This window comes from Treponema maltophilum ATCC 51939, assembly GCF_000413055.1.
Taxonomy (GTDB): domain Bacteria; phylum Spirochaetota; class Spirochaetia; order Treponematales; family Treponemataceae; genus Treponema_C; species Treponema_C maltophilum.
Window position 1 is genome coordinate 765,235 of record NZ_KE332518.1, and the last position, 14,554, is coordinate 779,788.

The following is a 14,554-nucleotide window of genomic DNA, read 5'->3' on the forward strand; positions in this document are numbered from 1 at the left end:
TGGTTAAAACAGCGTGCGGCGATTCCTAAAGTTTTTCGACTTCTTCAACGGAAAGGCCGGATATTGTGCAAATATCGCTGATCGGATAATTCATGTTTTTCATCAACTTTGCCGTTTCAAGTGCCTTTTGGCGCGAACCGTCGGAAAAGCCTTGTTGAATTCCCTGTTCTATTCCGCGTTCAATGCCTTGCGCTTCTCCCTCGGCAAAGGCGATTTCGCGTTCTTCTTCCCGTTGAACTGCAATATCGGTATCGTAATCATATTCGGCTATCAACATGTTCATAACCTCCCGTGATTTTCGCTCTAAGTAGTCCCGTAAAATATCGTTTTGTATACACTCTTTTATAGCATTCTTAAAACCGTTTTCAGCATCGAGCCTGATGTGTCGGCGCACCGCTTCTACAAACAGTGTGTACTCTTCAAGCGGCTTACAATTTTCCAAAAGCTTACTGTCTTTATTGTAATTGATGTTTATCACTTTTGCAAGCAATTCAAGGCTCGGTTTTGCGGATTTTACCGCGAACGCATCGGAGAGCTTGAGTTCCGTCTGGGAGGGGTATTTTTCTTCACCATTGTAAAAAACGTAAAACTCAGGCGTGGGAATCTGTTTTAACTTACGGGAATAACGCTCGCGCGGGTTTTGGATTTGCTTTGCTTTCGATGTCGCCAAGGATGGCGATTAAATACATTGAATGCGATGTTTTTGCAGCCCAAAAACTCGCCGCAAACACGGTACACGGACGTACGGTGTTTGCGAGGGCATATTGTCGTTGACTGTAGACTGATGCTCGGCCAGCACAATGATTTTATTGTCGATGAGGCAGGACACATCGTTGCAAAAGCTCATATACATGACGTGTTCAAGGCGCAAGGGGGTAATCTTGGTCGAACCGTCCAAATGCGTCCCGTGTATTTATATCTGTTCCGACAGGATGTCGGTTAAGCTATAGGGAAGCGAGTTTTTGTAAAAAACTCGTCGTCCAACAAGGAACAGGGACGTGCCTTGTTGGACAGCGGTTATGTTTTACCATAATGTACCTCCGCCCCTTATTATAGGCGCAGACGGTACAAAACATGCGAAATTCTTATATTGTCTTTTTACATCATTTCGCGCACTTTTTGTTTGAATTGATTGCCGCGGTAAAACTCGTTTGTAAAAAGTTCGAAGCTTGCGGCTCCCGGCGACAGTACGACCTTGTCGCCTTTTTCAAGGCGGCTTTTCAGCTGCGCCAAAAGCGGGTCGAAGCCGTCGAAGGGGCCGTAATACGCGATACCGCGTTCTTTGAGTAAATCGATGAGCAAGTCTGTGCCGGATCCGCGCAGCAAGTAAATACTTTTTGCGCGGTACGCCCGGTCGGCAAGCGGTGTAAAGTCCAGCTTTTTGTTTGTGCCGCCGCAAATGAGTACCGGCGGCGAAGAAAATGCGCACAAGGCGGCCTCTGCCGCTTCGGGAATCGTTGCCGCGCTGTCGTTGTAAAATTCAACGCCGTTCGATTCGTAAAAAAATTCCATGCGGTGCTCGATTCCGGCATAGCCGTTCATAACTTCCGAAAGTTTTTCCGCGTGTGAACCGTACAGCATGAGCGCCAAAGCCGCATTTAAAACATTTTGTTTAAGTTTTATGCCGGGAACGCGCGACTTTTCATTCAGCACATGAACGCACTTTCCGCCGACGCGGCAAAAGCCGTTTACGCCGTCGGTAAAAAAGGCGCCCTCGATATCTTCCGGCAGGGCCTGTTCGCTATAGCGGTAAATTCGCGCCGCGCTTTCTGCGGCGAATTCGTTTCCCCAGCGGTCGCCGTACGAACAAATAAGACGGCAGTCTTTATCCATGTTTTTATAGATGATTTTTTTGTCGGCGACGTATTTTCCCATCGTGCCGTACCAATTCAAATGGTCGCTCATAATCGGCGTTATGATTGCGATTTGAGGTTTGAAAAAATCCGCATTTTTTAAGTCGGCAAGCTGCCAGCTCGAAAGCTCCAAGACGACCGGCGTGGTGCTTTCCGTTTGCTCCAAAAAGGTCAGCGGGCTCACCGTAATATTGCCGCCCAAAAATGCGTTATAGCCGAGTGCTTTAAGCCCGTAGTGAAGGGCGCTTGCAGTTGAGGATTTTCCCTTGCTGCCCGTAACGGCGAGCAGGGGAGCGTGCGACAACGATAAAAATACGGAAATATCGCTTTCTATGCGCCGCGCGTTTTGCAGATAGATATTGCCTTCGCGTTTAACGCCCGGATTTTTTATGACAAGGTCGGCGGTTTTAAAATCTTCTATGCGGTGCTCGCCGAGCACAAATCGTATATTTGAAAATCCGCTCAATTTTTTAACCGAGGGCTCCAATTCTGCGGCGGACTTTAAATCGGTAACGGTAACCTGTGAGCCGCGTTCGGCAAAAAAAGAGGCGGCGGCAAGCCCTCCGCCGTTTAAGCCGAGCCCCATAACGGTAACGGATAAATTCCGTATGTTGTCAAGCATGCTTTTAAGTGTCTGCATATCGGCAGTATACAAAAAAAAAGACCGTCTGCAAAGACGGCCTTTTATAAAATCGGCGTAAAATCGGTTTACGATTTATAACTTAATCGTAAGGCCTGCTTTTACGTTCAAGCTGTTTGCCAAAACATTTTTTACGGTTTTGTTATCCAGTTCGTATGTGTTTCCGCCGAAAGTAAATTTCTTTTGGGTTACGATCGGGAGAAAATAGATGGTATCCGCAACGCCCGCATATATACCGATGTTTTTCGTAAGGAAAAGGCTTGCAATAACGTTTGCGCCCGCGCCGACCATAAAGTCAAGCTTTGCATAACTGATTTTTCCTGCAATCGGCACTTGCATCTCTTGATTCGCGTACATGGTGTTCAATCCCGCGCCTGCGCCGAGGAATAGATTAAGCTGTGATTGTTTAAAGAGCGTAAAGCCTACACCCAGCTGGGTATCAAGAATAATGGCGGACCGCTTTATGGTTTCCGAATTGGATTTAAAAATGTCGGAATGGGTTTTCCCGGGGAAGGCCATTTGAGCCATCAGGTAAAAAAGTTCTCCTCTCCAGTCGAGTGCAAAGCCTGCCGCATTGTTCTTTTCGTCTTTAGCGTTCGTGATAGACTTGTCGAGGAGACTTAAGACTTGGGAATCAATGCTGCCGTCTACTTTAGTCTGTACGAAATAATTCGTAAAAGCGGGGCCGACGGACAATATCGTGTCTGCAAACATACCGACTGCCGACAGCAAAAGAACCGCCGATACGATAACGAATTTTTTTTGTTTCATAGAAACCTCCATTTAGATACGGTGCCGGAAACTCTTCCGACTTCCGCATCAATATCGTTAAAACTATAGCATCTATGTGGCGGCATGTCAACCGAGAAAGCGGGACTTGCAGCCTGAACAAAAATCGGCAAGCCTCTGGTACAATCCGGCGTTTTGCTTTAAGATGGGGCGGACGATATGAAACTTTTGCTTGCGCCGATGGCGGCGCTCAGCCATGAAGCGCTCAGACGGACGATCGCGCGTTTCGGCGGATGCGACGAATACTACACCGAAATGATACATGCCGCATCTTTTATCAACGGCGGCCCGTACGAGCGCTGCTACGCAAGTTGTGCGCCCGAACCCGAAAAAACGGTGTGGCAGCTGACGGGCGCTCACGAAAAAGAGCTTGTCCACTGTGCCCGGCTTCTTATGCAAACCGAGGGTGCATCTTCGGTTATCGGCATCGACATAAATATGGGTTGCCCCGCGCCCGAAATTTACCGGCAGGGTGCAGGCATCGCGTGGATGAGTAAACCCTTTGAGCAGGTCGAATCGATGCTGCGCGGACTTCGGCTTGCGTGCGGGGCAAAGCGTTTGAGTGTAAAAATCAGGCTCGGAGAGGAAGATTTTACGCTGCAAGGCCTTTTCGACTTTGCCGATATGCTGTGCAGTTGCGGCGTCGAGCGCATTACGCTGCACCCGCGCACGAGAAAAGAGCGCTATGCCCGTCTCCCGCGTATACAATACGTCCGTCTGCTCGGCGAATTTATAAAAGCGCGTTATCCCGCTGTTTCGGTTGCGGGAAACGGCGCGATAGACGGGCCGAAAAGTTTGGCGGATTTTGCCGCGCAGTGCCCGCTTTCCGATGCTTTTATGATCGGGCGCGCCGCCGTGCAAAAGCCGTGGATTTTTACGCTTTTAAAACGTTCGGCAAAACCGGACGGGTGCGATACGGAAGCCGGCCGGCGCGACGCGGAACTTCAAATCGATTTGGTAAAGATCGCCGAAGATTTTATTGCCGATTTGGAAGCATGCCAGCCTGCGGATTTTTGGAAAACGAGGACGCAGCGCTTTTTTGCTTATTATTGCGATAACGTTTCGTTTGCGCATTATATAAAGTCGCAGGTGCTTAATCAAAAAGATCATCGCGCCATGCTTGAGCGCTTTACGCGCTATTTTGACGAAATGCCGCAAGAGCGCGTTTTGAACGTATGATGCTGCGCAAAGGATGGGAACTTATGGAAAATCATGTACACGATATTCACGGCACTCACGGACACATACACCGCCACATTCACAGCGATAAAGAAAAAAAAGCCGTTATAAACCGTCTTTCAAAGGCGGCCGGGCATATTGAAGCGATTAAGCGCATGGTCGAAAACGACGAGGACTGCAGCCAAGTGCTCATCCAGCTTGCGGCGGTTCGGGCGGCAATCAATAACACCGGAAACACTGTTTTGAAAAATCACATAAGTCATTGTATCGTTGAAGCGGTGGAGCAGGGCGATACGGAAGCCGTCAAAAAGCTCAACAGCGCAATCGATATGTTCGTTAAATAATTGTGCCGGTTACATAATCGCGTGAAGCGGCTGCACGTTCCAGCAAACGGTGGCAATGGTCGCTTCGGTTGTTTCGACGATTATACCGTTTCGTGCTTCTTTTTGCAGTGCCGAAACGATCGCCCGTTCCTGATCGGGACCGAGTTCCGTGCGCAGCTTTGCCCACAAAATCATCCATTCGGTCATTTCTTCAAGCGATTTTTCGACCGTCCACACTTCGCTGCGGTAATACGATTCGCTTTTAAAGCCTTTGTCCTGCAGGTATTCGGTTATAAACGGAAGTGAATCGGCCGGTGCGCCGCCTTTACCCCGGTCGAACGATACGCTCGCTTCGGCAAAAATGTGCTCTTGCAAGGAACTGTGCCGTTTAACCGGTTTTGCGATAAAGCACCAGCCCTTTGAACATTCGTTCATTTTGTCGAAGGTTGCAAAATCGGCTATTGCGGGCGTCATATGTGCGAACACGATGTCGAAGGCTTTTTTAAAGCCGGTTTTTTCGATGTCGGCGCTTGCCCAATTGAGGCGGCGGAAATCCGCTTGCACCCTGTGTTCCTTCGCGCTTTTTTGCGCATATTGAATCATTTCGGGCGAAATGTCTACGCCGACCGCGTTTTTTATGTGCGGTGCAAGCGCGATCGAATACGAACCGCAGCCGCATCCTATGTCCAAAGCGCTCATGGACGAATCGGGTTTTGCTTTTTCGAAAACAAGTTTAAGGAACGCGTTTGTTTTAGGATCGGGAATTTCGTGGGCGCTGAATTGTTTTGCCGCACTGTCCCACATGCGTTTTTGTATGTCCGCCTTGCCGTTATGCGGATTGATCCATTCCCGCCTCAATCGTTCAATGCTCATTTTTGTCGTTCCTTTCAGTCAATCGACCGTAATGAATTTTTTTCCGCCGATTTCGTCTATGTGCACGGAAATTCCGTAGACGTCGGAAATAACCTGCTCCGTAACGATTTCATCGCCGCCGCAGGCAAAAACGGCACCGTCTTTAATAAATAAAAAACGGTCGCAATACCGCAGGGCAAGATTCAGGTCGTGTATAACGACGATAACGAGAATATTGTCCGTTTTTGCGATTTTTTGTACCGTACGCATTACTTCGTGCTGATTGCGCAAATCGAGGCTGCTTGTCGGTTCATCGAGCAAAAGGATTTTCGGCTGCTGCGCCAAAGCGCGCGCAAGCACGACCTTTTGCAATTCGCCGCCGGAAAGCTCGTCTATGTAGCGCAGCTTTAAATCGTCCAATTCCATGCGCGCGATCGCGCCTTCGGTAATACGCATATCTTCATCTTGCGGCCCCAGCTTGATGTACGGCTTTCTTCCGAGCAGCACCGAATCGAAGACGGTAAGGCGAACCGCGTCGGTATGCTGGGCGACGTAGGCCGTATGCTGCGCAAGGGCATTGCGCTCCATTCGCCTGATGTCTTTGCCGCATATTTTTACGATGCCGCTGCGAACGCCGAGGATGCGGTTCAGGCATTTTAAAAGTGTGGTTTTGCCGGCCCCGTTGTTGCCCAACAGCGCAAGGCAATGTCCGCTTTCGCAGGAGAACGATATGTTGTGTATAACCGTGCCGCCGCGGTAGCCGAATTCCGCGTTTTGCACATCTAGTGCCCGCTCTTTCATAAACGTTTCCCGGTTTTGAATATCAAAGCGATAAAAAGCGGCGCTCCCAAAAACGAAGTGATCGCTCCGATGGGAAGAACGACCGGCTGTACGGCAAGGCGCGCAAAGGTATCGCTGAGCAAAAGCAGTACCGCGCCCGCGAAGGCCGAAGCGGGCAGCAAAAAACGGTAGTCGCTGCCGACTATGCGACGCATAAGGTGGGGGGCGATCAAACCGATAAAGTTTATTATGCCTACATACGATACGATTACCGATGCGGTGAACGAACAGACGGCCATGCCTGCAAGGCGCACGACATCCGTATCGACGCCCAAGCCTTTGGCCGTACTTTCTCCGTTTTGCAGCGCGTTGTAATTCCAGCCGTTAAAGAAAAAATACGTCAAAGAAAGACACACGGCACCTCCCATAATGAGTATTTCTTTGTGCGATGTACTGCCCAAATTACCGAATGTCCAAAACACGACGGCGGCTATTTTTACGTCGTCGGCAAAATATTGCAAAAGAGCCGTTCCGCCGGCAAAAAGCGAGCTGAGCGCAACGCCGCATAAAATCATCGTTTCGGGCGTCGTCTTTTTGATTTTGGACAAACCGAGTATAATAACGGTGGAAAGCATTGCGCCGATAAACGCGCACACGGATATGATGTACGGATTTGAAAAAACGATGCCGTCGAGGCTTTGCTTTTGTGCGCCCGCATTGAACAAAATGATTGCGGCCGCCGCTCCGAAAGCCGCGCCCTGCGATATGCCGAGCGTCGAAGACGAAGCGAGCGGGTTGCGCAAAATGCTTTGCATAACGCAGCCTGCGGCCGATAATCCCGCTCCGGCGACGATCGCCGTCAGAATGCGCGGCAGACGGATGTCCAATACGATAATATCCGTTTTCGGCGTACCGCGGCCGCATAAACTTGCAAGCACTTGCAGTATCGTCAGTTTCGACGAACCGTTCGCTATTGCGAAAAGGGCGATAAGTGCCGTTAAAAGCGCAAGTGCGATTATAAAAAGTTTTTTTACGCTCGTGTACGCGCCATATGTTTTTTCCATTTTGCGGCCGCTTATTTTCCGATAATCACGGGCCCGAAACCTATGCCCGCGTTATCCAAAACTTCAAGATATGTTTGTCCGAGCATTGTCTTGAAAATTTCTTCGGCTTTTTCGTTAAAGTCGATATCGGCAAAGCGTTCCGGATAGATAATGCAGCCTGCATAGTAGGCGTCCGCAATCGCGATTTCAACATTCGTCCAATTGTAATTGTACGAAACCTGCGAATAGATACGGCCGTTTTTTACGGCGCTTAAATTTTCGTAAAAGTTTTTATTTTTTTTATAGTCCTCGTTTACGAGGTTCATATTCGACGGGTTCAAAAAAATAATGTCCGGATCCCACTCGGTAATTTTTTCGCGATCGATGAGCATTTCGCCCGTTTTTCCGGTCGAATCGACGACGTTTTTTGCATTGACGGCCGTAAAGGGCGGGTAGGCGCCGCACGTGCCTTCTATGCCGTGTCCGCCGCGGAAGCTCACCGCGCCCGCGTACACCGAAGGTTTGGCGGCGTCGGGAATGTCCTTTGTTCTGTCGTTCAAATCCCGCTGCCAGTTTTTAATCGTATCAACCGTTTTTTTGCATTCGGCTTCGGTTCCCATAATCGAACCGATCAATAAAAGCGTTTCGAAAAAATCGTCGGAAAACATCGACGTTTTGTACAAAGCGACTGTGGGAATGTGCGTTTTATTTTGCACGTCGTTTACGGCATCGATATTGTTCGTAAACGCGAAAATCAAATCGGGCGACAGTTCGGCGATTTTTTCTATATAAGCGATATCGTTGCTGCCGCCTTTTCCGACCGACGCGAGCGTTTGAAACTTTTCCTTATTTACGTACGAATACGGCATGCCGGCAGCACCTTTTTTATCCATGTCGGTAACGCCGACAAGTTTGTCGACTGCGCGCGCATAGGTAAGCATTCGTGCCGCTCCGTTTATTGCGGCGATACGTTCAACCCGTGCCGGAATCGTTACCGTGCGCCCCAAAATATCGGTAATCGTGCGCTCCCGCACCGTTTGATTTTTATTTTGTTTTTGCGTTTTTTGCGTGCAACTCAGATATAAGGCCGCACAGTTCAGGCATAGCGCCGCACAAACTGCAACAAATGCCGCGCGAAAAATACGCGCTTTGTGTAATGTTTTCATAAACTCTCCCGTATAAACCGTATAAATAAGTATTTTTCGAATAATTCAGTATAAAGCCCCGTCTAAGAGCGCGCAAGCCTCCACGGGGGTGATTTTCAGGCGGCAAAACTATGAATCGGATGAAACAAAATAACGTTTTTTTACTTTAACAGTGAATTAAAATTACTTGACAGGATTACAATGTAGGGGTATGCTTGACGCGGAGGAATATATGAAACTCAGTTATAAAGTTTATGCTGTTATGCTCATTGCCCTTTTGGCCTTTATCGGCTGCGGCGGAGCACAAAAAAGCGGCGAAAAAAAGTCGTCGGGAAAAACCGTCGAAATTTCGCTGTACTATTCGGATAACGCGACGCTTCCTTTTAAAGCCGATTGGCTTACGATTAAGGAATCGGAAAAGCGCACGAATACGAAATTGAATTTCGAACCGATCCCGATCGCCGATTACGCCACAAAGGTTTCTCTTGCGTTGAATACGGGCAATACTCCCGACGTTATTTTGTACCGCACCACGCAGGGCGAAAACGCTTCACTCGCTATGAACGGCGCACTGGTCGCGCTCAGCGATTACCGCGACTGGACTCCGAATTTCAACAAACAGGTTGAAAAATTCGGTATGGAAAAAGACGTCGATTCCATACGTTTAAAAGACGGAAAATACTATTATCTTCCTTCTTTATTCGATACGCCCTTTTACGACGGCGGTTTGATTTTGCGCGAAGACATACTGCAAAAATATAATTTGAGCGAACCGAAAACATTCGACGATTTGTACGTATATTTGAAAAAATATAAACAGGACAATCCCGACTCTTACCCGCTGACGATTTTGGCCGGGCCGCGCGTATTGTTCAGAATGACCATGCCTTCGTACGGCATCAGTTTGGGTAAAAACTCTTCCACCGGTACGGGCGTATTAAGCTGGAACTATGACAGCCGCGATTATTTTGCCGGTGCCACCAGCAATATGTATAAATCATACGTAAGCTATCTTGCAAAATTGTACAAAGAAGGCTTGCTCGATCCGGAAATGGCCGATCCTATCGACGGCGATAAATGGGCGCAAAAGCTTGCAACCGGAAAAGCCGTCGCAACGTACGCCTATTACGACCAAATCGGCGGCGTTACCGGCAAATCGTCGATTCAGGGATTTAAATTGCAAATGTATCCGCCGCTTGAAGGTCCCGGCGGCGCCCACCACCAGCCCAAGAGCAGAACACAGGCCGGCATTATGATTCCCGCAAAAACCGCAAAACGCGCCGACTTTGAAGCCGTTGTGCGGGCGATAGACGATATCTTTTTCAGCGACGAAGGCGCCAAACTGTGGTGCTTGGGCGTTGAAGGCGTTACCTATACCGAAAAAGACGGTAAAATTACCTATGCGAAAGACATCGTCGAAGCGCCCGAAGGCATATATAAATCGATGCAGATAAAGTACGGCTGCGGTTCCGACGTAACTCAACTCGTATGGATAAACAGCAGAGAAATGACAAAGTACGATGAAAACTATGCGAGAATCAATGCCGAAGTGGAAAAAATGGATAACGCGATCCAAGCCATTCCGCCTACGCCGCTTTTTGACGACGTTGTTTCCGAAGAAGCCGGTATTTTGCGCACGCCCTTGTTGGACGCCTTTGAAAAATGGACAAACGACTTTATTACCGGGCAAAGAGATATTGAAAAGAATTGGGCGACCTATGTTAAAGATATGAACAACCTGGGGCTCGAAAAATATCTTGAACTGTACAACAGCCATCGCAGAAAGTAAATCTACGTAACTTTTAATAATAAACCTGTTCGACAACGGAGTTATCGAACAGGTCTAATTTTTTTTCGGTACGGCGGTTTTACGATCTCCGTACCGCCATTCACGATTATTCAAGGCAAGCGGGTTTTTATGCATCAAATTGAAACGCGGCGGTACGTACACAAATATTGGCAGTTATATGCGATGATGATATTGCCGTTTATTTATTTTATCGTTTTTAAATATATTCCGATGTTCGGCAACGTTCTGGCTTTCAGGCGCTATCGTCCGGGCTTGGGCGTGTTCGGGTCGGAATGGGTCGGCTTGCGCTACTTTAAAATGTTTTTTAAAGATCCCGCCTTTTGGCGCGCGTTCCGGAATACGATCGGTCTTTCTTTATTGAATTTGGTTATCAATTTTCCGATTCCCATTATTTTCGCCCTTCTTTTGAACGAAATACGGAATTTGTTCTTTAAAAAAGCCGTTCAAACGATTTCATATATGCCCCGTTTTATTTCGACCGTTGTCGTTATTGCGATGATGGGCGAGATTTTATCTCCCAGTACGGGTATTTTAAACGTCGTCTTAAAAAAACTTTTTGACGTGCAGCCGATTTATTTTATGAATGAGCCGCAATACTTCAGAATTTTATATGTGTTTACCGACACGTGGCAATACATGGGCTGGACGGCGATTATTTATTTGGCCGCGATTACCGGCATTAACGAAGATTTGTATGAAGCTGCAAAAATAGACGGCGCGAATAAATTCCAGCAAATAATATACGTAACGATCCCGTGCATTTTGCCGACGATTATGGTTATGCTTATTTTGGAAATAGGGCGGCTTTTAAATCTGGGCTTTGAAAAAATACTGCTTATGTATACACCGAACAATGCGGATGTCAGCGATATTATCGCAACTTTGGTGTACCGTACCGGATTGGCGAATCAAAACTATTCGTATGCGACCGCCATCGGATTGTTTACCGGAATTATCGGAGTTGTCCTTGTCGCTTCGGCGAATACGCTGAGCAAAAGACTGACCGACGAAGGTATTTATTAAAAGACGTTTAGTAATAAAATCAGCGGAGTTGAATATGCAGATAAATCAAAGAGGCTCGACCGTTTTTGACAGCATTCTTTTTCTTATTATGTTGCTGGTGGTGCTGGCCTGTATTCTGCCCTTTGTATATATGTTTGCCCTTTCTTTTTCGGATCCGGCGGCGATAATAAACGGAAAGGTGTCGCTGCTGCCGGTGGGATTTTCGGTTGCCGCGTATAAACAGATTTTTACGTATCCGAACTTTTTTAAAGCCTACGGCAATACGTTTTTCTATACGTTTTTCGGAACGTTGATTTCCCTTTGCTTTACGTCGATGTTTGCGTATCCGCTTTCGAAAAAGTTTTTGCGCGGTACCGGTTTTGTTACAAAGCTGGTCGTCTTTTCGATGTTTTTTTCAGGCGGCTTAATCCCCACGTATTTACTTGTGTCGTCTTTGCGTTTGACGGGAACGGTTTTTGCAATGCTTATTCCGTTTGCAATAAATCAGTTTTATCTGATTATTTTAATCAACTTTTTTAAAGCTTTTCCCTACGAACTTGAAGAAGCCGCCCTCATCGACGGCTTGGGGTATTTTAGGATTTTTATAAAAATCGTTTTGCCGCTTTCGACGCCGGCTTTGGCGACGGTCGGCTTATACACCGCCGTTTTCTTTTGGAACGATTGGTTTAACGGCTTGATTTATTTAAAATCGTCCCAGTTTCCGGTTATGCTGTTTTTGCGCAATATCGTAAACGGAACCGCCGTTATGGGCGACGGGGCGGGAAGCGCGGACATGTCGGTTATCGGTATTTCCATAAAAGCTGCGGTTATTATCGTTTCCACGCTGCCGATTATTGTGCTCTATCCTTTTTTACAAAAATATTTTGTAAAAGGTTTGACGCTCGGTTCGGTGAAAGGCTGATTCCGAAAAGGCGCCGCCGATTGTAACGGGCGGCAAGTTCCGTTTTTAAAACTTCTTTTTATGAACGAGGCAGGCGCGGTAGCTTTGTTCAAGATTTTTTTCTATAACCCGGTAGTTTTGGTGTGCGATGGTGCTGAATAAAACGTCTATAACGGTAAGCTGCGCTATCCTGCTGCTCATCGCGCCGCTTCTGCGGTAAATTTCGGGCGCGCTCGAATACAAAATGATGTCGGCATTGTTCAAATAATTTTTTTTGGAAAAGCGCGTAACGGCAATGCCGACGGCTCCGCGTTTTTTTACCGCATCGAGAATTTCTATAATTTCGGCCGTCGCGCCCGAATGCGAAATAATCACCGCCGTGTCGGCAGGCGAAATGTTCGCCGCGTAGGTTAATTGTACGTGGCTGTCTTTTGAAAAGCAGGCGTTTTTTCCGATGCGCAGCAGTTTGTAGTAAAAATCTTCGGCGACAAGGGCCGACGCGGAAACGCCGAACAGTTTAACGCTGTGCGCCTTCATAATCGCTTTTGCCGCTTTTTCCATCGTTGCCGAATCGATGAGTTTTACCGTGTCCGTAATCGCGCATATGCCGCTTTGCATAACGTTCGCGCTTATTTCTTCAACGCTTTTGTAGCCGTTTATGTCGCTGTATACCGTATAGTTTTCGTACGTGTTTTCCGATGCGGGCATTTGTATTTGGACGAAAAAGCTTTTTTTTAATTCTTTTAAACCTTTAAATCCCAAGCTTTTGCAAAAACGCACCCATGCAGCTTGAGTCGTCTGCGATTCCTTTGCCAGCACCGCAATCGGTTTGTCGAATATGCTGTTCGCATTGTTCAAAAAATACTGAGCCGCACTACGTTCCGCGTTGCTTAATTGATCGAAAATACTTTTTACTTTGATTTCTATATTGGTCACGTTTTCACCTCGACGTTTTTTGCCGCCTAAAAGCTGATTTTTCCCATAACGACAAAGCTGTGCGCTCCCGTTGCCGAAGGAACGTTGTTCGGCCGTTCGTACAGCGTTTCGTGCGCAAGGACGGCAAAGGCGCACGCTTCTTTCGAATCGCCGTTTTTGCCGATATCTTCGTTTGTCATAACCGCGCAGTGCGGAAGCAGTTCGCGCAAGTGCGCCAAAATAACCGGATTTTTGCTTCCGCCGCCGCCGACAATAAGTTTTTGCGGCTGCGGCAGCTTAAAATCCGTAAGCGAGCGGGCGATACAAAAAGCCGTGTAATACGATGCCGTGCGCACAATTGTTTCCGGTGCAAGATTAAGCTCTTTGCCCTTACGGTAAAACGCTTGTATAAAATCGGCCGTATAATGCTCCCGCCCCGTCGTTTTCGGCGGCGCTTCGTAGAGATACGGATCTTTTTTTAAAAAGCCGAGCAGTTCTTCATCGACTTTTCCGCGCAAAGCGATCGCACCGTCCTTGTCGTAATTTTGTTTACCGCCGGTCAGAATCCGTACCAAGCCGTCTATAATCATATTGCCCGGCCCCGTATCGAATGCGATAATGCCGTTTATGTTTTCGTCTGCGGGTAAAATCGTTATGTTGCCTATGCCGCCGATATTTTGCAGTGCGATAACCTTTCCCCGTTCGCGGTATAAAAGGTATTCGCTGAACGGAACCAGCGGCGCGCCGAAGCCTCCTGCAGCCGTATCGCGCACGCGAAAATCGGACACCGTAATGCAGCCCGTGCGTTCGGCAATGACCGCGCCTTCCCCGATTTGCAGCGTGCTTTTTATGCGCTTGCCGAACACGAGTCTTTCCTGCGGCGCATGGAACACCGTGTGTCCGTGCGAACCGATAAAGTCTACCGAACCGATCGATACGCCGGCTTTTTTACACACTTCAAAACACGCGTCCGCAAACAGTTCGCCCAAATAAAAATTAAGCACGCACAGTTCTTCGCTGCCGCCCGTATTCCCGGAGGCCAAAGCCAAAAGTTTTTGTCGTACATCTTCGGGATAATCAAGCGTAACGAAAGCGCGTTCTTTTACCGTCAATTCGGGAAGTTCGGGGAGCTTGTCCGATGCGCCGAACAGTCCTGCGTTTTTGCGGCGGTTTTCAGCTTTCGGGGGCGTGCGGCTTATGTCGAGCAATACCGCGTCTATGCCGTCAACCGAGGTTCCGCTCATTAAGCCGACGGCTGTTTTTGTCGTTTTTTGCCGTATGCGGCCCAACCTGTCCATATCGAAATTATGCAGCCTAACGCT

General features: G+C 47.9%; 13 protein-coding genes and 1 pseudogene. 5 read left to right on the top strand and 9 right to left on the bottom strand.

Translation table 11 applies throughout. The features are described from left to right. Positions 1-25: 25 nt before the first annotated feature. From HMPREF9194_RS03480 to HMPREF9194_RS03490, 3 genes and pseudogenes are all read right to left on the bottom strand, one after another. Positions 26-913 (bottom strand): annotated as a pseudogene (locus tag HMPREF9194_RS03480) (RpnC/YadD family protein). Positions 914-1,098: 185 nt separating this feature from the next. Further along, positions 1,099-2,493, bottom strand: coding sequence for a UDP-N-acetylmuramoyl-L-alanine--D-glutamate ligase (murD, locus tag HMPREF9194_RS03485; protein ID WP_016524992.1), 1,395 nt, complete (start codon positions 2,491-2,493; stop codon positions 1,099-1,101). Between the two features lie 75 nt (positions 2,494-2,568). Further along, entirely contained in the window at positions 2,569-3,264 is a 696-nt protein-coding gene (locus tag HMPREF9194_RS03490) for a hypothetical protein (protein ID WP_016524993.1), read from the bottom strand. 177 nt (positions 3,265-3,441) lie between these two features. Here HMPREF9194_RS03490 and HMPREF9194_RS03495 point away from each other — a divergent pair, with 177 nt between their 5' ends. Both HMPREF9194_RS03495 and HMPREF9194_RS03500 read left to right on the top strand, forming a co-directional pair. Then, the gene (locus HMPREF9194_RS03495; protein ID WP_016524994.1) at positions 3,442-4,461 is read left to right on the top strand and encodes a tRNA-dihydrouridine synthase family protein; all 1,020 of its coding nucleotides are present in this window, start codon (positions 3,442-3,444) and stop codon (positions 4,459-4,461) included. A gap of 23 nt (positions 4,462-4,484) precedes the next feature. Beyond that, complete coding sequence (locus HMPREF9194_RS03500; protein ID WP_040846554.1) at positions 4,485-4,805, top strand: metal-sensing transcriptional repressor; 321 nt, start codon at positions 4,485-4,487, stop codon at positions 4,803-4,805. Between the two features lie 9 nt (positions 4,806-4,814). Here the strand turns inward: HMPREF9194_RS03500 and HMPREF9194_RS11785 are convergent, their stop codons facing one another. Genes HMPREF9194_RS11785 through HMPREF9194_RS03520 form a run of 4 tightly spaced genes read right to left on the bottom strand, consistent with a single transcriptional unit; the run spans position 4,815 to position 8,625 of the window. Next, complete coding sequence (locus HMPREF9194_RS11785; RefSeq protein ID WP_016524996.1) at positions 4,815-5,657, bottom strand: class I SAM-dependent methyltransferase; 843 nt, start codon at positions 5,655-5,657, stop codon at positions 4,815-4,817. Between the two features lie 18 nt (positions 5,658-5,675). Then, the gene (locus HMPREF9194_RS03510; protein ID WP_016524997.1) at positions 5,676-6,437 is read right to left on the bottom strand and encodes an ABC transporter ATP-binding protein; all 762 of its coding nucleotides are present in this window, start codon (positions 6,435-6,437) and stop codon (positions 5,676-5,678) included. Beyond that, positions 6,434-7,480 carry a FecCD family ABC transporter permease gene (locus tag HMPREF9194_RS03515; RefSeq protein WP_016524998.1) on the bottom strand — a complete coding sequence of 349 codons (1,047 nt, stop codon included), beginning with the start codon at positions 7,478-7,480 and terminating at the stop codon, positions 6,434-6,436. The genes HMPREF9194_RS03510 and HMPREF9194_RS03515 overlap by 4 nt, the downstream gene beginning before the upstream one ends. A gap of 11 nt (positions 7,481-7,491) precedes the next feature. Continuing rightward, a complete protein-coding gene (locus HMPREF9194_RS03520; RefSeq protein ID WP_016524999.1) occupies positions 7,492-8,625 on the bottom strand; it encodes an iron ABC transporter substrate-binding protein in 1,134 nt (377 codons plus the stop codon). Between the two features lie 211 nt (positions 8,626-8,836). On the opposite strand from HMPREF9194_RS03520, the gene HMPREF9194_RS03525 reads away from it, so the two are divergent. The 3 genes from HMPREF9194_RS03525 to HMPREF9194_RS03535 all read left to right on the top strand — a co-directional run bounded on the left by HMPREF9194_RS03525 (position 8,837) and on the right by HMPREF9194_RS03535 (position 12,338). Beyond that, on the top strand, positions 8,837-10,393 hold the full coding sequence (locus HMPREF9194_RS03525) for an extracellular solute-binding protein (RefSeq protein ID WP_016525000.1): 1,557 nt from the start codon (positions 8,837-8,839) through the stop codon (positions 10,391-10,393). A 129-nt stretch (positions 10,394-10,522) separates the two neighbouring features. Beyond that, positions 10,523-11,437 carry an ABC transporter permease gene (locus HMPREF9194_RS03530; protein WP_016525001.1) on the top strand — a complete coding sequence of 305 codons (915 nt, stop codon included), beginning with the start codon at positions 10,523-10,525 and terminating at the stop codon, positions 11,435-11,437. A gap of 34 nt (positions 11,438-11,471) precedes the next feature. After that, positions 11,472-12,338 (top strand): carbohydrate ABC transporter permease, encoded by an 867-nt coding sequence (locus HMPREF9194_RS03535; protein WP_016525002.1) that lies wholly within the window; start codon positions 11,472-11,474, stop codon positions 12,336-12,338. 45 nt (positions 12,339-12,383) lie between these two features. Here the strand turns inward: HMPREF9194_RS03535 and HMPREF9194_RS03540 are convergent, their stop codons facing one another. Both HMPREF9194_RS03540 and HMPREF9194_RS03545 read right to left on the bottom strand, forming a co-directional pair. Continuing rightward, a complete protein-coding gene (locus HMPREF9194_RS03540; protein WP_016525003.1) occupies positions 12,384-13,253 on the bottom strand; it encodes a MurR/RpiR family transcriptional regulator in 870 nt (289 codons plus the stop codon). Between the two features lie 26 nt (positions 13,254-13,279). Beyond that, entirely contained in the window at positions 13,280-14,530 is a 1,251-nt protein-coding gene (locus tag HMPREF9194_RS03545; RefSeq protein ID WP_016525004.1) for an anhydro-N-acetylmuramic acid kinase, read from the bottom strand. Positions 14,531-14,554 lie beyond the last annotated feature (24 nt).

What these genes read in the sequence shown, in the direction of transcription:
- murD (WP_016524992.1), bottom strand. Translation starts at nt 2,493, where the DNA reads ATGCAGACACTTAAAAGCATGCTTGACAACATACGGAATTTATCCGTT.
- HMPREF9194_RS03490 (WP_016524993.1), bottom strand. Translation starts at nt 3,264, where the DNA reads ATGAAACAAAAAAAATTCGTTATCGTATCGGCGGTTCTTTTGCTGTCG.
- HMPREF9194_RS03495 (WP_016524994.1), top strand. Translation starts at nt 3,442, where the DNA reads ATGAAACTTTTGCTTGCGCCGATGGCGGCGCTCAGCCATGAAGCGCTC.
- HMPREF9194_RS03500 (WP_040846554.1), top strand. Translation starts at nt 4,485, where the DNA reads ATGGAAAATCATGTACACGATATTCACGGCACTCACGGACACATACAC.
- HMPREF9194_RS11785 (WP_016524996.1), bottom strand. Translation starts at nt 5,657, where the DNA reads ATGAGCATTGAACGATTGAGGCGGGAATGGATCAATCCGCATAACGGC.
- HMPREF9194_RS03510 (WP_016524997.1), bottom strand. Translation starts at nt 6,437, where the DNA reads ATGAAAGAGCGGGCACTAGATGTGCAAAACGCGGAATTCGGCTACCGC.
- HMPREF9194_RS03515 (WP_016524998.1), bottom strand. Translation starts at nt 7,480, where the DNA reads ATGGAAAAAACATATGGCGCGTACACGAGCGTAAAAAAACTTTTTATA.
- HMPREF9194_RS03520 (WP_016524999.1), bottom strand. Translation starts at nt 8,625, where the DNA reads ATGAAAACATTACACAAAGCGCGTATTTTTCGCGCGGCATTTGTTGCA.
- HMPREF9194_RS03525 (WP_016525000.1), top strand. Translation starts at nt 8,837, where the DNA reads ATGAAACTCAGTTATAAAGTTTATGCTGTTATGCTCATTGCCCTTTTG.
- HMPREF9194_RS03530 (WP_016525001.1), top strand. Translation starts at nt 10,523, where the DNA reads ATGCATCAAATTGAAACGCGGCGGTACGTACACAAATATTGGCAGTTA.
- HMPREF9194_RS03535 (WP_016525002.1), top strand. Translation starts at nt 11,472, where the DNA reads ATGCAGATAAATCAAAGAGGCTCGACCGTTTTTGACAGCATTCTTTTT.
- HMPREF9194_RS03545 (WP_016525004.1), bottom strand. Translation starts at nt 14,530, where the DNA reads ATGGACAGGTTGGGCCGCATACGGCAAAAAACGACAAAAACAGCCGTC.